This is a genomic window from Streptomyces sp. NPDC006208, assembly GCF_040613775.1.
GTDB lineage: Bacteria > Actinomycetota > Actinomycetes > Streptomycetales > Streptomycetaceae > Streptomyces.
The window spans coordinates 37506-56310 of record NZ_JBEXSW010000019.1; the positions used below are offsets into that span (position 1 = coordinate 37506).

Consider the following 18805-nt stretch of genomic DNA (forward strand, 5'->3'; position numbering starts at 1 on the left):
CCCCCGGTCCTTGCACGCGGTCGGCTCCCGGCCAGACTCCGTCCCGGCGGGCCGCTCGCTGTTCCAGATGCCCAACCCGAGAACCAGGCTGATGCCATGTGGGCCTATTGAACCCCGTTTGCGTCCCGCGGCCTTCCTGGTCATGTGTCACGGCGTGGCGCATACGTAGGCCCGGCTGACCACCCCAGGGTTCGGACGGGGCGGCGGGGGCCCGGTCACCGGTCGATGTCTCGGGCCGGCCCGACGGCCGCCGCCCCCACCACCGTGCAGCGGGGCAACGAGCGCACCGAGTGCAGCAGCTGACCAGGGGCCGGCGCCCCACGTCCGGAGAGGACGCCACCAGGCCGCGCAGACTTGACGCATCGCGTCTCGGCGGGTGCCATGGGCGTAGAAGCTGACGGGGGGATCCACCATGACCGAACAGTCGAAACCGCCGGACCTGAACGGCATCGCGCCGGGGAATTGTCCCGAGACGCCCAAGGCCGCAGCCGACGGTCCGGCCGACGAGCGCTGGAAACTGTCCGATCGGCCCGGCACCGTGACGGCCATCGTGCTGCTCTTCGTCGTACTGTGCCTGGGGATCGCCGGGATGACGTCGAACGACCGGCCAGGTACCAGCACTTGCTACGGAACGTGCGGTTCGCGTTGATGCCGTCCCCGCCCGGCCACCACCGGCGGCCCTTGACCGGTACCAGTGAGACGTCCTCGGCAAAGCGGCTCCTGATCCGTCAGCTGCTCATCGTGACAGCGGTTCTTGGGGGCACCGCGGCTGCCGGCGTTCCGGCACTCGCGTTGCTCTCGGCGAAGGTGGACGCTGACCTGACGAAGCAGGAAATGGAGTGCTGTTGGGAGGACGGCGCCACTTTCGCCTGGATGAGCGACGTCATGGGTGTGCGGGTACCGGACAAGGCCGCTGACCGGCGTGCGGGGTACAAGGTCGGCATGCGCTTCGACTCCGGGCTGCTCGCGTTCACACTGCCCAGCCCACAAGCGGAGAAGTACCTCGTGGCGCTGAGGCCCGCAGGCGTGGTGGCGATCGAGAATCTGCATCCCGAGGACAAGAACTACAAACCCGCGGCGGGCTTCCGGCACCTGGGACTGCCGGAACCGGAGACCTTCGAAGAGACGCGGCTCGGCGGCCTTTGCGAAGGCGATGTCAACACGCCCGAAGGGAAGGAGGTCACCTACTGCGTCGATATTTTCGCGCACGAGTTCCAGCCGGGCACCACGCGGATCTACATGCGGTCGACCATCGAGCCGAGCTTGACCCCGCCGCCCGCGACGCCGAAGACGTGACACGGCACGATCCTGCCGTCGTAGCCCTGCCGGCCTGTCGGTCCGACTACGCGACCACCACCGTCCGCTGTGCCGAGAAGTCACCCCACTTGCCGTCGGGGAGCTTCGCCCGCAGTTTGACGCTGTAGCGCGTGCCCGGCTTGTCGGTGACCGTCATCGTGTACGTCGCCGTTCCGGCGGGCGGCGTGGCGCCCCAGACGATCGTCGTGGCCGGCTTGCCGTTGAGGAAGAGCTGGTGCTCCTTGACCGGGGCCCCGGTCCGGGGTGGCGTCCAGGAGAGTTCGATGCTCCCTTTGCGGGCGGTGGCCTTGAGGGCGGTCGGAGCGGTGCTGGGGCCGTCGCCGGGTGCCGAGGTGGTGGTGAGGTCGACGGCCCCGCTGTCCGGGGAGGAGTTCTCGGCGGCATCGCGCGCCCGGACCGTGAAGGAGTAGACGGTGCCGGGCCGCAGCCCCGTGACCCGTGCCGTCGTCTGCGTACCGGACACGCTGTGGATGCGGGAGTCCTCCTGGTAGATGTCGTACGACGTGACGCCTACGTCGTCGCGGGAGCGTGCCCAGACCAAGGTCACCGCCCGGGCCCCGTCCACGCGCCCCTTCAGGGAGGCCGGACGGGTGGGGGCGGTGCGGTCGTCCGGTGTGGGGGCCGGGGTGGTGACGGAGACGGCCGGGCCGGCGGCGGAGAGATTCCCGGCGGCGTCGCGCGCGCGGACGGTGAAGCTGTACGCGGTCCCGGGGGTCAGGCGGTCGATGTCCACCATGTGCCTGGCAGCGGGCAGGGACTTGACCCTGGTGCCCTTCTCGTAGACCTCGTAGCCGGTCACCGCCTTGTTGTCGGTGGCCTGCTCCCACATGACGTGCACCGACGTGGCGCTGCCTGCCTGGGCGGTGACGCCGGCGGGTGTGGAAGGGCGTTCGGTGTCCTTGTCCTCGCCGCTGCACGCGGCGCATCCGGTGAGCAGGAGTACGGCTGAGCATGTCAACACGACGGTGGTGGGGGGACGTTGCACGGTCGGGCCTCCGCGGACGAACGACATTGGTCCAGACCTATATGGCACAGGTATCGGGCGGCTGCAAGGGCTCAGCCACCGGAAATGGGCCATGAACTCCGTGACGGTGGAAGGCTCCACTGCCCGGGATGGCCCGCGGGGAGGCCCATGTCACGGCGGACCGCCCCGTAGTACCGCGTGCGCGCGTCACGCTGCTTCTCCAGCATGGCCGACCAGGCGTCCCGGTCACGCGTCCCTTCTCGCAGGAACCCTTCCATCTCGATGACGGCCAGAACCCACTCCCGCGCCCGCTGCACCACGTCCGGGGTGCCGAGCATCAGCAGGGCTTCCCCGACCGGATCCCGCGCATCGGTCGCCTCGGCCAGGAGGGGAGCCGCCTCTTCGGGCGACAAGGGGTGCGGATGCGGGTCGTTGCCAAGGTGAGCGGCCACCCGGTAGGTCAGTGTGACGGTCTTCTTCAGCGACCTCGCGTAGTCGGCGTAGACGGTCAGCCGCCTCTCTTCCCAACGGGCCCCCTCCTCGCGCCGGAAGCGGGCCCGGTCCCCGCGCACGATCGCCAAGTACGAGCCGAGAGCGCCGATGACAACACCGAGGAGGGCGGGAAGCTGTTGTATGAACGCGGACATGACGACACGTTATACACGCGAAGGGGACAACGAGGCGTGAGGACAGACCCCGAGGAGCGCTACCCCCGCGACGGCCGTCCGCTGGGCCGGAGCGTGGAGAACGCATGGACCGGGTACCAGCTGCTCCACGGAGACTTCGCGATTCCGGCGGCTCCGGTGGCGGGTCCGGGAACTGTTGCGCAGGCCGGTACGAAACCGGCGCCGGAGCCGCCGGCGCGGGCCCTGAGCACCACCTCGGGGCACCTTCAGACCCAACCGGTCGCAGCCACCACCTCGCCCGCGATGTCGATGACCGACCTCCCGTCGGTCGTCACCCTCACCGTGCCCGCGACCGCCCGAGCATCCAGCATCCGCGCCTTGCGGGCGCTGCCTTCGATCTCCTGTCGCAGCTCCGAGCCGAGCTCACGGCCCGTCAGCCTCGCTTCGGCGGTGACGTCGGTGGCGGTGAGCAGGACCCGTACGATCCGCACGTCGGCGCCCATGGCGCGCACGAACATGCCGGTCGCCCCGGGCAGGACACTCGCCGTGTTCGTGTAGACCAGGCGGCGATGGCCGAGCCGGGCGAAGTTCGCCCACACGGCCGTCAGATTGCGCTCGGTGATCTCCGAGCGGTGAGGATCCCCTTCGGGTGCCGGATGCACCTGGCCCATGAAGTCACCCTCGATGATGGCGTGGGAGACCGGCACGGCACGCAGCCGGGCCGAAACCTCCCACCCCACCGTCGACTTGCCGACGCCTGAGCGCCCGCCGATGAGCAGTACCTCGGCCCTGTCCATGGCGTCAGCGTGCCAGTCGGCGGGCGCCTCGCGCGACCTGTTACCGCCGCGGGTGACGATCACCGCAGATCAGCCGTAGTCACCCCGATCACAGAGGCGAGTGTGCGGCACGAGCCCTCGGCCCCCGGTGTTCCGGGCGGACCTGAGCCGGATCCGCGTCAGCGATGACGAGGCTTCGCCGACTTCATCTCGTGTGCCGCCGTGTCCCGCACCCGGCCGTCCGGATGCCGGTCCTGGAGGTCACCCAGAATGCGCACGGCGTCGGTCGGGTTCGCCGCGGCGAGTGCCCTGACCAGTGCCGCCGGACCGTCCGGCCAGGTCGCCGCAGCGGCGTCGAATGCGTCCAGGAGGGCCGTGGGCAGCGGGTCGGGGTCGCGTTCCTCGGCCGCGGCCGCCACGTAGACGCGCATGTCGTCGATCCAGCGCTGGTCCAGGTCTTCGAGGAGCAACGTCGCCCGTGCGTTGGGTGGCACCTGTTCCTCCGGGACCGCTTCGCCTCGGGCGCCGAGCAGACGCGCGGCGTGGGCACCGGTCACCGGGTCGTCGAGAGCTGTGCGCAGGGCCACGGTCGGCACTCCGGCCTCGTCGAGGTGGTCGAAGTGGCGGGAGAGCTCGACATTGAGGAAGTCCGCCGACTTGGCCGCGGACACCGCCCCGAGCAGTTCCGACCAGGCCGCGTCCGTGCCCCCGCGGGCGGCTGCCCACGCGTTCAGAGCGGTGGCCGCGATCTTGTGCGGCCAGTGGTAGATCCCCTCGATGGTCTCCGCCGCGTTCCATGCGGCGACGGCCTTCTGATCGGGTGCCGCGCAGTGGCCCACGGTCAGAATGTGGCGCAGCACGGCGCTGCCGAGCGGGGTGAGGCCGTACGCGTCGCCTGCGCGGAAGACGAAGCCGGTCGCGCCGAGCCGGTCGACGGTGGCGGCCAGGGCCTTGGCCTGGGTGTCGAGTTCGGCGCGTTCGGGCTCGGTCAGGTCGGGCCTGCCGAGGACGGCGGCCAGTTCCGGCAGGGGCGGTAGCTCGTACGCGGCGGGCTGCGCGGTGGGGACGGAGACCGGGTCGTCCTCCAGTTCCGGGGCGATGTTCCCGTCCGAGACATCGGCTGCCTTGCGCGCCACCGAGTCGGGTGTGCTGCCCCGCTCGTAGAGCGTGTAGAGGAGGTGCGCACCGTCGAGGAGGTAGCGCTGGTCCGGGTCGTCCGGTACGGGCATGGAGTCCATGACCGCGGCGAGCAGGTCGGCGGCGAGTTCGGTCAGCTCCTGCGGGGTGCCTTCGTTCCAGACGGTCATCGCGGGTTCGGGGAAGCCGCAGCGTTCAGCGATGTCGCGCTGCGCGTCGGTCAGGTCGTCGCCGCCCGCGGCGAGGGCGGCCGGGAGCGGGGCCGCGTGCAGCAGGTCCCGGATCTCCTCAGGCGCGGGCAGCTCGGGGGGCGGCGGCAGGGGGATACCGGAGTTGCCGTAGTAGTCGAGGTGCTCGTCGAGCAGCCGGTCCGCGAGAGCGGCGTGCGGCATCGCCTCCGGCCCCGGAGCGAGGAACGCGTACGGTCCGGCGAGGGCCTCACCGAGTCCCGCGGCGGTCCAGCGGTCGCTCAGCGCCGACGCGATCCGGTCCAGGTGCTCGGCGAGGGCGTCGTCAGGGTGGTCCGCGCCGAGCGGCGGGGCCGGGAGCAGAGCGCCGCCCCGGGCGGCCGGCCCGGCCGCGTCGCGGGCGAAGGCGGCGAGCAGTGCCTCCGACAGCTGCTCCCGCGCCGCGAAGGTCCGCGCGGTCAGGTCCGGGCGCTGCAGCGGCTCGGGCAGCGCGGGGCGGTCGGCGTGCGGGCTCTGGTCGTGGGCGGCGAGCCAGGCACGTACGGCTTCGGCGTCGTCCGCGTCCACACCGTCGGCCCGCAGCAGCGATGCGTACCAGCGGGGCCAGGTCAGGTTCCACGGGTCGTCCATCGCCGTACGGAAGTCCCCGCTCGCCTCGTCGATCGCGGCGAGCAGCCGTGTGTGGCGCTTCGTGTTCAGCCGTCCGGCAGCCCTGACGCGGTCGGCGAGCGCGCGGAGGATGTCCGGTACGGCGTCGAGTTCGGCCGCCGTGGCGCACAGCAGCACGGGCAGGTCCTTGTGCAGCACGCTGCGCACCAGCTGCGGTGTCGGCTCCGGGACCCCCGCCCGGCGGTCCGCGCCGCGCAGCGCGAGGAGGGTGAGCACTGCATCGGAGGCACGAGCGGGCAGGGCGGTGCCCCGTTCCTGCTCGGCCCAGGCGAGGAAGTCGGCATGTCCGGTGTTCAGGGCAGTCGTACTGATCACCCGGTGAGCGTATGAGCGTCAGGCCCCGCGGACCGGCCCTGCCACGTCCGGATAGCCCGAACGGGGGACCGATGAGTTTCCGTGGCGGGGAAAGTCTCGACTTCATGAACGCGAACACGATGGACCCGACAGGATCACACGTGCCGGACACGCCGGATCTGGGACCGGTCGCAGCCGGGATGGCACAGCTGGCGGCCGGGATCGACGAGGCCAGGCTGGATGATCCGACGCCCTGTCCGAAGTACGCCGTACGGGAGATGCTGGCCCATGTCGTCGGGCTGTCCTCGGCATTCCGGGACGCCGCGCGCAAGGACCTCGGGCCGACCACGAACACCGATCCGGGCACCGTGACGTGGGTACTGGCGGACGACTGGCGGGCAGAACTCCCCCGCCTGCTGGACGAGTTGGTCACGGCCTGGCGTACGCCGGGGGCCTGGGACGGCGACACCCAGGCGGGCGGCATCACCTTTCCGGCCGCGATCGCCGGGCGGGTCGCCCTCAACGAGCTGCTGGTGCACGGGTGGGACCTGGCGCGGGCGACCGGGCAGGACTACGACCCGGACGAGGCGAGCCTCCGGGTGTCGTACGCGCTGCTGGCGCCGGCCGCGGAGGATCCGGACCGCGGCGGGATGTTCGGTCCGGTCGTGCCGGTGCCCGGGAGCGCGCCGCTGCTGGACCGGGTCATCGGGCTCAGCGGGCGTCGTCCCGACTGGTCGCCCCAGGGTGCCGGCTGACGGCGGGTACGGGCGGGGTCTGCACCGGACCCCGCCGCGGGGGGTGCTCACCGCCCGGGGTCCTCACCCGCGGGGGCCGGGCCGCTCGCCGTGCGGCCGGGAAATCAGGTGAGCGGAGGGTCTGCAAGCTGCCATGCTCGCGCCATGGCACGCACAATCAGACCCAGCCTGTACATCTCCGTCGACATCGAGGCCGACGGACCGATCCCCGGCCCGTATTCGATGATCAGCCTCGGCGCAGCGGTGGCCGGCCGGCAGGACGCCGCCGGTTACGCCGCCGAGGCCGACCCCGAGGCTCATACTTTCTACCGCGAACTGCGCCCCATCAGCGACACCTTCGTCCCGGAGGCACTGGCCGTGAGCGGCCTGGACCGTGACCGTCTCGTCCGCGAGGGCAGCGAACCGGCCGCCGCCATGGCCGAGTTCACCGCCTGGGTGCGCGAAGTGGCCGTGGGCGCACAGCCGGTGATGTGCGGGTACCCGGCGTCGTACGACTGGACCTTCCTGTACTGGTATCTGATGCGCTTCACCGGCGCCAGCCCGTTCGGCCATTCCGGCTGTATGGACATGAAGACCCTGTACGCGACGAAGGCCCGGCTCCCGCTGCGCGCCGTCGCCAAGGGCACGATGCCGCGCTCACTGCTGTCGCGGAGGCGGCACACCCATCACGCGCTGGACGACGCCGTGGAGCAGGCGGAGCTGTTCAGCAACCTCATGACCTGGGATCCGGCGCCACCGGCGTAGCGGCGGCGTCGTGCGGGCGGGAGTGAGAATGGGGGCATGGCAATGAACCAGACCCCGGCCACGCCCATGACCCCGGCCGCCTCGATGACCCTCGACGATCAGTTGTGCTTCGCGCTGTACTCCGCGTCGCGGGCGGTGACGGCGGCCTACCGGCCGGTGCTGGCCGAGCTGGACCTCACGTATCCGCAGTATCTGGTGATGCTCGCGGTGTGGGAGCGCGGACCGGTGCCGATGAAGGAACTGGGCGTGATGCTCGGGCTCGACTACGGCACGCTGTCGCCGCTGCTCAAGCGGCTGGAGGCAGCAGGGCTGCTGCTGCGCGAACGACAGGCCGCCGACGAGCGTCTGGTGACCGTGGAGGCGACGGAGCAGGGCCGGGCGCTCCGGGAGCGGGCCGAGGGGATTCCGGGGTCGATGGGCCGGATCTACGGCCTCACGGCCGAGGAAGCGGTGCAGCTGCGGGACCGGCTGCGCGCGCTGATCGACCGGCTGGGTACACCGGCGGCTTGACGGAGGCTCGATCACTTTCGTGGGGATCATCACGTCCAGTTACATCGTGCACAATTGAATTGTGCGCTATGTTTCATGGAGAACGGTGAGCACGAAGGAGAGAGCCACGATGGAATTCGTCAGGTACGAGCAGTACACCCCCGTCGAACGCCCCACCTACCAGCGGGAACTGGACGAGGTCGTCGGCAACGTCGCCCGCCGCACCCGTGAGTCCGTCGAACGGCAGGGCGTGGGCCGCGCGGTCCGGACCGCCCACGGCAAGACGTACGGCCTCATGAAGGCGACCGTCACGGTCGGTGATGCACCGGGCCCGTACGCTCAGGGGATCTTCGCCACCCCGGCGACGTACGACGCGGTCGTGCGCTACTCCAACGGGCTCGGACATCTGCGCGCCGATTCACTGCTGGGCGCGGCGTGCGGCATGGGCATCAAGATGTTCGGCGTCCCTGGCCGGTCCCTGCTGGCGGACGAGGCCGAGGCGACCACCTTCGACCTCAACCTGATCAACAACACGGTGTTCTTCGCCAACACCGCCTATGACTACATGGTCATCGAGGAACTCTTCGCCGAACTCCCGGATGCCCTGGTGAACCCGGCCCGGCGCAAGTCCTGGATGGGAGAGTTCCTCACCCGCCGCGGCACCCTGGCGAGTGCGGACGAGTGGCTGTGGGACGAGCTGTTCGCGATGCTGTCGTTCACGCAGGTGCAGCGCCGCAACCTGCTCTCGTACACGTACAACAGCATGGGCGCCTTCCGGTACGGCGATCACATCGCCAAGATCCGTACGCTCCCGGTCTCCCCCGTCACCCACCTCGACGTCGATGTGCGCGCGGACGGCGAGGCCTTCCGCAACACTCTGGTGGCGGAGGCGGGCGAGCGCGACCATGCCTTCGAACTCCAGGTCCAGCTCAACGCCGACCTCATGCGGATGCCCGTGGACAACACGTCGGTCGAGTGGCCGGAGCAGCTCTCGCCGTGGGTGACGGTCGCCCGGATCGACGTGCCGCGCCAGGACATCGGCGGCGAGGAGAACCTCACGGCCGCGGACGGGACGTCGATCACTCCCTGGCGCTCGCGCGAGGACCACCGGCCCATCGGGGAGATCCAGCGGGTGCGCGAAGAGGTCTACCGCCGATCCTCCATCGAGCGGCACCGCATCAACGACCAGCCGCGCCAGGAGCCGGCGAGCAGCGCCGAACTGCTCTGAAGACCGGGTGGGGAGGCGAACAGAAGGGGGATCCGCCACCACAGATCGTGGGTGGTCCGGAACGGGCGGCAGCGCACACCGAAGCCCCGGACGTACCCCTCCTCGACCTCTCCGACTCCGGGCGCCCGAAGGGGTGTACGTGGCTCACGCGACTCTGGTAGGAAAGTTTACTAACAGAGCACGTCCAGACGTACTCCCCCCATGGAGGCAAGGTGTCCGCCCCCCACAAGCGCACCCTTCGTCCGCTCAGGTTTCTCCCGCGTGTACTGCTCGGAGTGACGCTGGTCGCCGTACCTGTGACGGCGTTCGCCACACCGTCCGATCAGCCCCCCGTGCCGTCGCGCGCGACGGCCGCCCAGGACCCCGCACCGGCGGCCGCCGGGCTGGACGACCCGGCGAAGAAGGAGATCGCCATGCAGCTCGTCTCCAGCGCGGAGAACTCCTCGCTGGACTGGAAGGCCCAGTACGAGTACATCGAGGACATCGGCGACGGCCGCGGCTACACCGCCGGAATCATCGGCTTCTGCTCGGGCACCGGCGACATGCTGGGCCTCGTCGAGCTCTACACGCAGCGCCGGCCGGGCAACGTACTGGCGAGGTACCTGCCGGCGCTGCGCGAGGTCGACGGCAGCGACTCGCACGAGGGACTGGACCCGGACTTCACCCGCGACTGGAAGCGGGCCGCCCGGGACCCGGCGTTCAAGGAGGCCCAGAACGACGAGCGCGACCGCGTCTACTTCGACCCGGCGGTAGGCCGCGGCAAGCAGGACGGCGTCGGTGTCCTCGGGCAGTTCATCTATTACGACGCGATCGTGATGCACGGCGACGGCAGCGACAGCACCAGCTTCAGCAGCATCCGCCGCATGGCACTCGCGAGGGCGAGGCCACCGGCCCAGGGCGGCGACGAGCGGGCGTATCTGCACGCGTTCCTGGACGCCCGTGTGTGGGCGATGAAGCAGGAGGAGGCGCATGAGGACACCAGCCGGGTGGACACCGCGCAGCGGGTGTTCCTCGACAGGGGCAACCTCGACCTGAACACGCCGCTGGACTGGAAGGTGTACGGCGACAGTTACCACATCGACTGACGCACAGGCAGCGCAGGCCGCACAAGGGCCGGGCGCCCGGGGAACGTCGGTTCCCCGGGTGCCCGGGCCCGTCGGCGTCAGTGGGCAGCGGCCGGCTGCGGGGCCTTCCCTGTCCCCGCCGGCTGCTCCTCGTCCGAACCCGCCCGCTTCCCCAGGTGGTTGAAGGCCAGGTTCAGCACGATCGCCACGATGCACCCGGTCGAGATGCCCGAGTCCAGCACCACCAGCAGGTCCTTGGGAAACGCGTGGTAGAACTCCGGCGCGGCGATGGGGATCAGGCCGATACCCACAGCGGCGGCCACGATCAGCGCGTTCTCGCCCTTGTCCAGGGCGGCGGCGGCCAGCGTCTGGATGCCGCTGGCGGCGACCGAGCCGAACAGGACGATGCCCGCGCCGCCGAGCACCGGCAACGGTACGAGGGCGATCACCGAGGCGGCGAGCGGACACAGGCCCAGCAGGAGCAGGATCCCGCCGCCGGCGGCGACGACGAAACGGCTGCGTACCTTGGTCATCGCGACGAGGCCGATGTTCTGTGCGAAGGCGCTGCACATGAAGCCGTTGAACAGCGGGCTGACAGCGCTGCCCAGGGTGTCGGCACGCAGCCCGCCCTCGATGATCCGCTCGTCGGCCGGCCTGCCGACGATCCTGCCGAGTGCCAGCATGTCGGCCGTCGACTCGGTCATGCACACCAGCATCACGATGCACATCGACACGATCGCGGCGATCTCGAACTGCGGTGCGCCGAAGTGGAACGGCGTCGGGAAGCCGACGAGTTCGGCGTCCTTGAAGGCGCCGAAGTCGGCCATGCCGAGGGGAAGGGCGATCACGGTCCCCGCCACCAGGCCGAGCAGGATGGCGATCTGCTGCAGGAACCCGCGCAGCAGCCTGCGCAGTGCCAGCACGATGACCAGTGTGAGGGCGGCCATCCCGATGTTCTTCATGGAGCCGTAGCCGTCGGCCGCGGGGTTGCCGCCCTGGGACCAGTTGAAGGCGACGGGCAGCAGCGAGACGCCGATCAGTGTGATGACGGTACCGGTGACGACGGGCGGGAAGAACCGGACGAGTTTGGAGAAGTACGGGGTGAGGACGAAACCCAGCAGGCTGGCGACGATGATCGCGCCGAAGATGACGGCGACTCCGTCGTAGCCGCGGTCCTTGCCGATGGCGATCATCGGGGTCACTCCGGCGAAGGACACGCCGTTGACGAACGGGAGCCGGGCTCCGACCCGCCAGAAGCCGAGGGTCTGGAGCAGGGTCGCGATACCCGCGGTGAACAGGCTCGCGCCCATCAGGAACGCGGTGTCCTTGGCGCTGAGGCCCACGGCGGGCCCCACGATCATCGGTGGGGCCACAACCCCCGCGTACATGGCGGCGACATGCTGCAGGCCGCTGGTGAACATCTTGAAAGGGGGCAGGGTTTCGTCGACCGGATGCTTCCGGTCCTGCGCGTCGGCGGTCTGTGCATCAGAGGCGGTTCGGGCGGCCACAGTGGGTCCTCCGGTCGGTTACACGTCAGCGGGTGACGTGGGTGTCATGGAGGTGGTGCAGGGGTACAGCTGATGCCCAGTTGGGGGGTGGCACGAGTCACCGCCCCCGGAGGGCACGCACGTTCTGACGTGCGTGCCCCCCGGTGACAGCTGCCAGGGACCCCGCTCGGGTCCTTGGCCGCCGGTCGAGGGCCGTCCCCCTCGACCGGACTGCTGGAAGTCGTTCGGTCAGGCCTCGGCGGCGATCCGCGCCAGGCGCTGTGCCTCGTCCCGCGTCGAGCGGGCGATGGCGTCCTCGTCGACTGTCGTCAGGCGGCCCGCTTCGACGACCGTCCTGCCGTTCACAAGTGAGATGCTCACCGGGGCGGCCGCGCCGAGGACGAGCGCGACGACCGGGTCGGCGATGGAGGAGTGGGCCAGGGTGTCCAGCTTCCACAGCACCAGGTCGGCGAGCTTCCCGGCCTCCAGCGAACCGATCTGGTCCGCGCGGCCGAGGACCTGCGCGCCGCCGTACGTACCCAGGCGCAGCGCCTGTCGGGCGTTCAGCGCCGACTCGCGGTGGGCGCCGAGACGGTTGATCAGGAGCGCGTTGCGCAGTTCGGTGTGGAGCTCGCCGGACTCGTTGGAGGCGGTGCCGTCGACACCGAGGCCGACCGGGACGCCGGCCCTGAGCATGTCGGGTACGCGGGCGATACCGGCGGCAAGGCGCGCGTTGGAGGACGGGCAGTGGGCGACGCCGGTGCCGGTACGGCCGAAGGCGGCGATGTCGGAGTCGTTCATGTGGACGCAGTGGGCCATCCACACGTCCTGGCCCAGCCAGCCTGTCGACTCGAAGTAGTCGGTCGGGCCCATCCCGAAGAGTTCCTTGCAGAACTCCTCCTCCTCGACGGTCTCCGAGCCGTGGGTGTGCAGCCGCACGCCCTTGCGGCGGGCCAGCTCGGCGCCCTGCCGCAGCAGTTCGGTGGAGACGGAGAAGGGCGAGCAGGGCGCGACGGCGATCTGCGTCATCGCGTCGAAGGAGGCGTCGTGGTGCTTGTCGATGGTCTCCTCGGTGGCGGCGAGCGCGCCGTCGAGGGTCTCGACGGCGAAATCCGGCGGCAGCCCGCCGTCCGACGCGCCGCGGTCCATGGAGCCGCGCGCGAGGGTGAACCGTACGCCCATCTCGCTCGCCGCACCGATGATCGCGCCGGACAGGTCGCCGGCGCCCCGCGGGTAGACGTAGTGGTGGTCCATCGCGGTGGTGACGCCGCCGCGGGCCATCATGGCCAGCGAGCCCTGCGCGGCGGCGCGGGCCATCGGCTCGTCGATGCGCGCCCAGGTCGGGTAGAGCGCGACCAGCCAGTTGAAGAGGTTGTGGTCGGTGGCGAGTCCCCGGGTGATCCACTGGTAGAAGTGGTGGTGGGTGTTGACCAGGCCCGGCGTGGCCAGATGGCCGGTGCCGTCGATGCGGCGGACCACGTTCTCCAGGTTCTCGGGGGCCGCGCCCGCTCCCACCGACTCGATCCGGTTGTCCGCCACGACGATGTGGCCGCGGGCGTACTCGGTGTCGTTCGCGTCCACGGTCGCGATGGCACAGTTCTCGATGACGATGCGCGAAGCCGCCATGGCAGGTCCTCGTCTTCCAAGTGGTGGAACGGACCCGGGGGTCGAGCGGGGTGACGACCGGATCCGCGGTTGAAGTTGTTGCGCAGATGCCCCCGCTCTCCCCCTTGGACCTGACGCCGGCGCGAACGTCGGGGGTGAAGCGGCGTTACTGCAGGTTGGTCATGTCGACCGGGATCTGCGGCTCGATGCCGTCCCGCAGGACGGTCGCCTCGATCAGGCCGTAGGGACGGTCCGCCGCGAAGTAGACCTCATTGTCGTTCTTGAGGCCGAACGGCTCGAGGTCCACCAGGAAGTGGTGCTTGTTCGGCAGCGAGAAGCGGATCTCGTCGATCTCGCTGCGGCTGTTGATGATGCGCGCCCCCATTTGGTACAGGGTCTGCTGCAGCGAGAGGGAGTAGGTCTCGGCGAAGGCCTGCAGCATGTGCTTCCTGGCCTGGTCGTAGGACTTGTCCCAGTTGGGCATCCGGGCCTCGTCGGAGGTCCAGTTGTAGCGCCACTGGGCAGCGACCTGGGTGGCCAGGATGCGGTCGTACGCCTCCGGGAGCGTCGTGTACTTGTCCTTGACGTAACCCCAGAACTCGGAGTTGGTCGAGTTCATCACGACAAGGTCCTTGAGCCCGGAGATGATCTGCCACCGCTCACCGTCGTAGGTGATCTGCGTGGTGCGGGTCTCCTGGCCCTTGCGTACGAAGGAGTGCTTGACCTCGTCGGCTCCGATGAACTTGGAGTTGCCGTCGGAGGCGGCGATGCGCTCCCAGGCGTACTCCTCGATGCGGATGCGCGCCCGGTGGATCGGCTCCTGCGAGGTGACGAAGTGGCGGGCGAGGTGGATGCCGAACTGCTCGGCGGACTCGATGCCGTATTCCTTGGCGAACGCGTACACCGTGTTCTTCGTGGTGTCGGTCGGCAGGACGTTGGCGTTGGAGCCGGAGTAGTGCACCTCGTCCATGTCGCCGGAGAGGGCTACCGAGACGTTCAGGTCCTTGATGTGGTGGGTGTCGCCGTCCCGCGTGATCCTGACGACGCGGTTCTCTGCTTTCCCGTACTGGTTCTGGCCGAGAATCGTGGGCATTTTCTGCTAGCTCCCTCGGTAAACGGAGTAGCCGAACGGGTTGAGCAGCAGCGGTACGTGGTAGTGCTCGCCCGGCACGACGGCGAATGTGATCGCCACCTCCGGGAAGAACGCACCGCTGTCCCTTACGCGGGGGGCGTCCTGCTGCGCCTCGGCTTGCTTCTTGTTCGAGAAGTACGCCTCGGTCTCGAAATCGAGACGTACATGGGTCGTTCCTTCCGGCAGCGCCGGCAGGTCCTTGCACCGCCCGTCCGCGTCGGTCGCGGATCCGCCGAGTGCCACCCACTGCGCGGCGGAGCCGCTGCGGGCCGCGAGCGAGATGGCGACGCCTTCGGCGGGGCGGCCGATGCTGGTGTCCAGGATGTGGGTGGACACGGAACTTCTCGGCGATGCCGCGGTCTCAGTGCTCATGCGTTCTCTTCCTCCACGAGACGGGCCAGCCGGATACGGTTGATCTTGCCCAGTTCGGTGCGGACGATCTCCCGTTCCTGCTCCGGCGAGTTGCCGATCCGCTCGCGGACCGCGTCCCTCATCTGGTCCCCGGTCCGGCCGGTGGCGCAGATCAGGAAGACATGGCCGAACTTCTCCTGGTAGGCCAGGTTCAGTTCGAGCATCTCGGTCCTGAGTGCGTCGGAGGCGCCGGCCATCCCGCTCTGCTCGCGGGAGGAGGTCGGATCCCCCGGCTTCGGGCGCCCGATCGGCGGGTGCCCCGCCATCGCCTCGGCCAGATCTTCCGCGGTCAGCTCGGCCATGGCGGCGTCGCTTGCGGCGAAGAGGGCTTCCACGGTGGCGTACGGGCGCTGGACGAGCAGCTTGCTCCCCCAGGCCGAGCTGGCGCACACCTCGTGCAGAGCGGCCTGGGCCGTGCTGTCCTCGAAGGCGTTGAACCGGGCGAGTGCCGGGGTGGACGTCGAAGTCACGGGAGCCTCCGCGGCTGTTCTTCGCGCTCTGTGCGTCGGACGGGCTGCGGACAGCTAACGCCCTCACACAACATCACGTCAACACTTTGTTGAAAAATTGGGGACGCGAAAGCCGCCGCCCGATGGACCGGACGGCGGCCTTCCGCCGGCACCCCAGGGCCGACGGCTACTGGCCCTTCGCCACGTTCTCCCTGTTCAGGTAGTTGTAGACGGTGAAGCGGCTGACTCCCAGCGCACTCGCCACCGTCTCCACACCGTGCCGGACCGAGAAGGCGCCGCGCGCCTCCAGCGTCCGCACGACGGACTGCTTGGTCTTGCGGTCCAGCTCGGCGAGGGGTCTGCCGTGCTGCCGTTCCAGCGCGGCCAGGATGTGGTCCAGGGAGTCCGCGAGCTGCGGGAGCCGTACGGCGAGCACCTCCTCGCCTTCCCAGCTCAGTATGACGTCGTCCTCGCGGGCCTCGGCGGGCGCGATCAGCACCCCGCCCATGGCGTCCACGAGCGGCTTGACCGCCTGGGCGAGTGCGTGGTCGGCGGGCCCGGTCACCCCTCGCCCTCCAGGACGTTGACCTGCAAGGAGACGCGAGTGGCCCCGGCCTCCAGGGCCTTGCGCAGCAGCGCGTCGACCGCGCCCAGCACCTCGTCGGCACCGCCTTCGGCCGTGTTGCCGAAGGGTCCGACGTCCACCTTGTCCAGACCCGCGCGCTGCACGACCTCGCGGACGGCCAGCGCGTGCGCCGGCGGCTCGTCCAGGTCGAACGGCTCGGTCGTGAACTCCACTCTCAGTCGCACCATGCCCCCACGTTAGCCGCGCCCTCGCGCACGGTCCTCGGCCCTCCCGTTCCACCAAGAGTCCACATCGGCCACGGGCAGCGGCGGACGGCCGCGAACAGGTCGCGGACTGGTCGCATCTCCGTGCGACGGAACCGCGCGGGTGCCACGTAGAGCAGGTGAACAAGCGCCGCGCGGCAGCGGCGCAGGGAGGGGTCCGCATCATGACAGGGCACACGCGCAGAGGTGTCAAGGCGACGGCGATCGCCACGGCGGCCATGGCGGCACTGACCGCCTCACAGGCGCCGGGACCGGTGGCACACGCCGCGGCCCCGGCCCGGCGTCCGGCCGCGCCCGGGCCGAGCGTCTTGGGCGACACCGCGTACCGCACGGAGCTTCCGCCGCTGCGGGAGTCCCGCACGGCCGGCGGCGCGAGGGGCGCGGAGGGTTCCGGTGTGATGGCAGGCGGCGCACTGCCCGCGACGGTGTTCGCGGCCTACCGGCACGCGGAGGAGGAGCTGGCCGGCAGCAGGCCCGGCTGCCGGCTGCGACGGCAGTTGCTCGCCGCGATCGGCCAGGTGGAGTCCGGGCAGGCACGCGGCGGCCGGGTGAGCGCGGACGGCACGTCGCTCACCCCGATCCTCGGTCCGCGCCTGGACGGCAACGGCTTCGCCGTCATCACCGACACCGACGGCGGGCTGTACGACGGCGACACGGAGTACGACCGTGCGGTGGGCCCGATGCAGTTCATCCCGTCGACGTGGGCTCTGTGGGGCGCCGACGGCAACGGCGACGGACGCAGCGATCCGGGCAACGTCTTCGATGCCGCCCTCGCCGCCGGGCGCCATCTGTGCGCGGGCGGGCGGGACCTGTCCCACGGGGCGGACCTCGACCGGGCGATCCTCGGCTACAACCACTCCGGCGCGTATCTGCGCACGGTCAAGGCATGGTTCGCGTACTACCTCGAAGGCCTCCGGGTCGTACCGGACCACGGCTTGCCGCCGCAGGAACACCGCCTCGACCGCAAGCCGTCCGCCGAGCCTGCGCCGCCCGCTGCCGCGGCGCGCCCCGGCAAGGACCGTGGCACCGGCACCGCGGCGCCCTCCCCCTCCCGCTCGCCCGGACCCGCTCCCTCCCCTTCGCCGACCCGGGGCGGCGAAGAAGACCGCCCGGCGCTGCCCCCGGTGCCGGAGCTCCCCACCGAGCTCCCCAGCCTCGGTGCGCTGACCAGCAAGGAAACCGAATCGATGCATCCCGCCCCCTCCACAACCCCGGATACCGAGCGGTAATCTCCCCGGCGCCGGACCGACCAGCACCCTTTCCGGCCGGGTGAGAGCGAGGGGCCCTCATGGCGACGGAGACGGAGGCGGCCCATGCGCGGTGGCAGCGCGCGTGGGCCCACCGCGAGCAACTGCTCAAGGTGGCCCGCCGCAGGTCAGTGAGCCTGGAGGATGCCGAGGACGCCGTGCACGAGGCGATGCTGCGTGCCGCCGAGAACCCTCATCTCGACGACGAGCGCCTGGGTGCCTGGCTGACCACGGTGACCATGCGGCTGTGCGTGGACCGCTACCGGCAGGTCAACCGTGAGAACGAGGTGCGCAGCAGCCCCAGACTGCTCGCACCGGTCCCCGTACCGGTCGAGGAGGCGGTCTGCGACCGCGCCGAGGCGATGTGGCTGGCCCGCCGCAGCGACGAACTGCCCGCCCGCCAGGCCGAGGCCCTGTGGCTGAAGTCCGAGGATCTGGACGTCGGTCAGGTCGCCGTGAAGATGGGCCTGAGCTACCGGACGGTCGAGTCGCTGCTGGCGCGGGCCCGCCGGACCCTGCGCAATTCGCTGGCCGCCACGCTGGGGCTCGCGCTGTGGCTGATCGGACGCGGCCGGCCACAGGGCGGGAACGCCCAGGCAGTGGCGGTGGTCTCCACCGCGGCGACACTGGCGGTCGCCGGCCTGATCCTGCCGCACGTCCGTGACGTGGACGGGCCCCCTTCGTCGCGACCCCCGTTCCCCGCGATCTCGCAGGCTGCGGAGGCGCAGTCCCCCGGGGCGGGCGGCCCGCCGACCGCCCCCGGCAGCCGTACGGACGCCGGGCAGCGGTCCGGCACGACCGGACCGCAGCAGTCCGGCGCGCCGGGGCTCGACGTGCCCGTGCTGCCCGGACTGCCACTGCCCACACCCGCCGTCCCGGACGTCCCGGCTGTGCCGGGGGGACTTGTGTCCGGCCTGCCCTCCCTGCCGTCCGCACCGGATCTGCCGGCCGTGCCCGGCGGACCTGGTGCAGCTGCTGTGCCCGACGTGCCCGCCGAACCGAAGGTGCCCGGCGTGCCCGCCGAGCCCTCGGCCTCCGGACTGCCGTCCGTGCGGGCCCGGGAAGGGGCACTGCCCGGCGATACGCCGGACGCGCCTGTGCCGCAGACGGCCGGAGCGCCGCAGGTGCTCCCGAACCGATAAGGCCTTCCTTCCCGGTCAGGCCGGATCAGCAAGCGGGGCTCCGGTGCTGCGGCACCTCCCGCACCCGAAGGCTCTGGGGCCCTCTCCCACCCCCAAGGCTGTAAGGCGGTGCTGGGGCGCGCATGCCCCGGCGAGCCCTCGGCCTCCGGCCTGCCGTCCGCGCGGGCTCGGGAAGGAGCACTGCCCGGCGATATGCCGCACGCGCCCCATACCGGAGACGGCCGGAGCGGCG

At 70.7% G+C, this 18805-nt stretch carries 20 protein-coding genes; 9 read left to right on the forward strand and 11 right to left on the reverse strand.

What is annotated here, in order from left to right:
- The first annotated feature begins 412 nt into the window (after positions 1-412).
- Positions 413-649: a hypothetical protein gene (locus ABZ208_RS17495; RefSeq protein ID WP_356910338.1), complete on the forward strand. Its 237-nt coding sequence runs from the start codon at positions 413-415 to the stop codon at positions 647-649.
- A 158-nt stretch (positions 650-807) separates the two neighbouring features.
- The gene (locus ABZ208_RS17500) at positions 808-1296 is read left to right on the forward strand and encodes a hypothetical protein (RefSeq protein ID WP_356910339.1); all 489 of its coding nucleotides are present in this window, start codon (positions 808-810) and stop codon (positions 1294-1296) included.
- Positions 1297-1342: 46 nt separating this feature from the next.
- On the opposite strand, the gene ABZ208_RS17505 is transcribed toward ABZ208_RS17500, so the two are convergent.
- From ABZ208_RS17505 to ABZ208_RS17520, 4 genes are all read right to left on the reverse strand, one after another.
- Positions 1343-2329, reverse strand: a complete 987-nt coding sequence (locus ABZ208_RS17505; RefSeq protein WP_356910340.1) for a fibronectin type III domain-containing protein — start codon at positions 2327-2329, stop codon at positions 1343-1345.
- Positions 2330-2373: 44 nt separating this feature from the next.
- A complete protein-coding gene (locus tag ABZ208_RS17510) occupies positions 2374-2928 on the reverse strand; it encodes a hypothetical protein (RefSeq protein WP_356910341.1) in 555 nt (184 codons plus the stop codon).
- A gap of 245 nt (positions 2929-3173) precedes the next feature.
- On the reverse strand, positions 3174-3704 hold the full coding sequence (locus ABZ208_RS17515; RefSeq protein ID WP_356910342.1) for a hypothetical protein: 531 nt from the start codon (positions 3702-3704) through the stop codon (positions 3174-3176).
- 158 nt (positions 3705-3862) lie between these two features.
- On the reverse strand, positions 3863-5992 hold the full coding sequence (locus tag ABZ208_RS17520; protein WP_356910343.1) for a hypothetical protein: 2130 nt from the start codon (positions 5990-5992) through the stop codon (positions 3863-3865).
- Between the two features lie 104 nt (positions 5993-6096).
- Between ABZ208_RS17520 and ABZ208_RS17525 the strand changes: the two genes are divergently transcribed.
- From ABZ208_RS17525 to ABZ208_RS17545, 5 genes are all read left to right on the forward strand, one after another.
- Positions 6097-6726 carry a TIGR03086 family metal-binding protein gene (locus tag ABZ208_RS17525; protein ID WP_356910344.1) on the forward strand — a complete coding sequence of 210 codons (630 nt, stop codon included), beginning with the start codon at positions 6097-6099 and terminating at the stop codon, positions 6724-6726.
- Between the two features lie 144 nt (positions 6727-6870).
- On the forward strand, positions 6871-7470 hold the full coding sequence (locus ABZ208_RS17530; RefSeq protein ID WP_356910345.1) for a 3'-5' exoribonuclease: 600 nt from the start codon (positions 6871-6873) through the stop codon (positions 7468-7470).
- Positions 7471-7506: 36 nt separating this feature from the next.
- Positions 7507-7980 carry a MarR family transcriptional regulator gene (locus ABZ208_RS17535; protein WP_356910346.1) on the forward strand — a complete coding sequence of 158 codons (474 nt, stop codon included), beginning with the start codon at positions 7507-7509 and terminating at the stop codon, positions 7978-7980.
- Between the two features lie 109 nt (positions 7981-8089).
- Positions 8090-9187 carry a catalase family protein gene (locus tag ABZ208_RS17540; protein WP_356910347.1) on the forward strand — a complete coding sequence of 366 codons (1098 nt, stop codon included), beginning with the start codon at positions 8090-8092 and terminating at the stop codon, positions 9185-9187.
- Between the two features lie 212 nt (positions 9188-9399).
- Positions 9400-10272, forward strand: coding sequence for a chitosanase (locus tag ABZ208_RS17545; RefSeq protein ID WP_356910348.1), 873 nt, complete (start codon positions 9400-9402; stop codon positions 10270-10272).
- Between the two features lie 77 nt (positions 10273-10349).
- Here the strand turns inward: ABZ208_RS17545 and ABZ208_RS17550 are convergent, their stop codons facing one another.
- The 7 genes from ABZ208_RS17550 to ABZ208_RS17580 form a co-directional block, all read right to left on the reverse strand.
- A complete protein-coding gene (locus ABZ208_RS17550) occupies positions 10350-11759 on the reverse strand; it encodes a nucleobase:cation symporter-2 family protein (protein ID WP_356910349.1) in 1410 nt (469 codons plus the stop codon).
- A gap of 228 nt (positions 11760-11987) precedes the next feature.
- Entirely contained in the window at positions 11988-13364 is a 1377-nt protein-coding gene (locus ABZ208_RS17555) for an 8-oxoguanine deaminase (RefSeq protein ID WP_356910350.1), read from the reverse strand.
- Between the two features lie 145 nt (positions 13365-13509).
- Positions 13510-14436 carry a factor-independent urate hydroxylase gene (gene pucL, locus ABZ208_RS17560; RefSeq protein ID WP_356910351.1) on the reverse strand — a complete coding sequence of 309 codons (927 nt, stop codon included), beginning with the start codon at positions 14434-14436 and terminating at the stop codon, positions 13510-13512.
- Between the two features lie 6 nt (positions 14437-14442).
- Entirely contained in the window at positions 14443-14847 is a 405-nt protein-coding gene (gene uraH, locus ABZ208_RS17565) for a hydroxyisourate hydrolase (RefSeq protein ID WP_356910352.1), read from the reverse strand.
- On the reverse strand, positions 14844-15356 hold the full coding sequence (uraD, locus tag ABZ208_RS17570) for a 2-oxo-4-hydroxy-4-carboxy-5-ureidoimidazoline decarboxylase (RefSeq protein WP_356910353.1): 513 nt from the start codon (positions 15354-15356) through the stop codon (positions 14844-14846). The genes uraH and uraD overlap by 4 nt, the downstream gene beginning before the upstream one ends.
- Before the next feature lie 166 nt (positions 15357-15522).
- Positions 15523-15900, reverse strand: a complete 378-nt coding sequence (locus ABZ208_RS17575) for a helix-turn-helix domain-containing protein (protein WP_356910354.1) — start codon at positions 15898-15900, stop codon at positions 15523-15525.
- A complete protein-coding gene (locus ABZ208_RS17580) occupies positions 15897-16145 on the reverse strand; it encodes a thiamine-binding protein (RefSeq protein WP_356910420.1) in 249 nt (82 codons plus the stop codon). The genes ABZ208_RS17575 and ABZ208_RS17580 overlap by 4 nt, the downstream gene beginning before the upstream one ends.
- A 203-nt stretch (positions 16146-16348) precedes the next feature.
- Here ABZ208_RS17580 and ABZ208_RS17585 point away from each other — a divergent pair, with 203 nt between their 5' ends.
- Both ABZ208_RS17585 and ABZ208_RS17590 read left to right on the forward strand, forming a co-directional pair.
- Positions 16349-17413 carry a lytic transglycosylase domain-containing protein gene (locus ABZ208_RS17585; protein WP_356910355.1) on the forward strand — a complete coding sequence of 355 codons (1065 nt, stop codon included), beginning with the start codon at positions 16349-16351 and terminating at the stop codon, positions 17411-17413.
- Positions 17414-17472: 59 nt separating this feature from the next.
- Positions 17473-18573 (forward strand): sigma-70 family RNA polymerase sigma factor, encoded by a 1101-nt coding sequence (locus ABZ208_RS17590; protein ID WP_356910356.1) that lies wholly within the window; start codon positions 17473-17475, stop codon positions 18571-18573.
- Positions 18574-18805 lie beyond the last annotated feature (232 nt).

Bases quoted from the DNA above. Each gene is read 5' to 3' on its own strand.
- ABZ208_RS17530 (WP_356910345.1), top strand. From the start codon at position 6,871: ATGGCACGCACAATCAGACCCAGCCTGTACATCTCCGTCGACATCGAG.
- ABZ208_RS17515 (WP_356910342.1), bottom strand. From the start codon at position 3,704: ATGGACAGGGCCGAGGTACTGCTCATCGGCGGGCGCTCAGGCGTCGGC.
- ABZ208_RS17535 (WP_356910346.1), top strand. From the start codon at position 7,507: ATGGCAATGAACCAGACCCCGGCCACGCCCATGACCCCGGCCGCCTCG.
- ABZ208_RS17540 (WP_356910347.1), top strand. From the start codon at position 8,090: ATGGAATTCGTCAGGTACGAGCAGTACACCCCCGTCGAACGCCCCACC.
- pucL (WP_356910351.1), bottom strand. From the start codon at position 14,436: ATGCCCACGATTCTCGGCCAGAACCAGTACGGGAAAGCAGAGAACCGC.
- ABZ208_RS17525 (WP_356910344.1), top strand. From the start codon at position 6,097: ATGAACGCGAACACGATGGACCCGACAGGATCACACGTGCCGGACACG.
- ABZ208_RS17510 (WP_356910341.1), bottom strand. From the start codon at position 2,928: ATGTCCGCGTTCATACAACAGCTTCCCGCCCTCCTCGGTGTTGTCATC.
- ABZ208_RS17505 (WP_356910340.1), bottom strand. From the start codon at position 2,329: ATGTCGTTCGTCCGCGGAGGCCCGACCGTGCAACGTCCCCCCACCACC.
- ABZ208_RS17555 (WP_356910350.1), bottom strand. From the start codon at position 13,364: ATGGCGGCTTCGCGCATCGTCATCGAGAACTGTGCCATCGCGACCGTG.
- uraH (WP_356910352.1), bottom strand. From the start codon at position 14,847: ATGAGCACTGAGACCGCGGCATCGCCGAGAAGTTCCGTGTCCACCCAC.
- ABZ208_RS17590 (WP_356910356.1), top strand. From the start codon at position 17,473: ATGGCGACGGAGACGGAGGCGGCCCATGCGCGGTGGCAGCGCGCGTGG.
- ABZ208_RS17495 (WP_356910338.1), top strand. From the start codon at position 413: ATGACCGAACAGTCGAAACCGCCGGACCTGAACGGCATCGCGCCGGGG.
- ABZ208_RS17585 (WP_356910355.1), top strand. From the start codon at position 16,349: ATGACAGGGCACACGCGCAGAGGTGTCAAGGCGACGGCGATCGCCACG.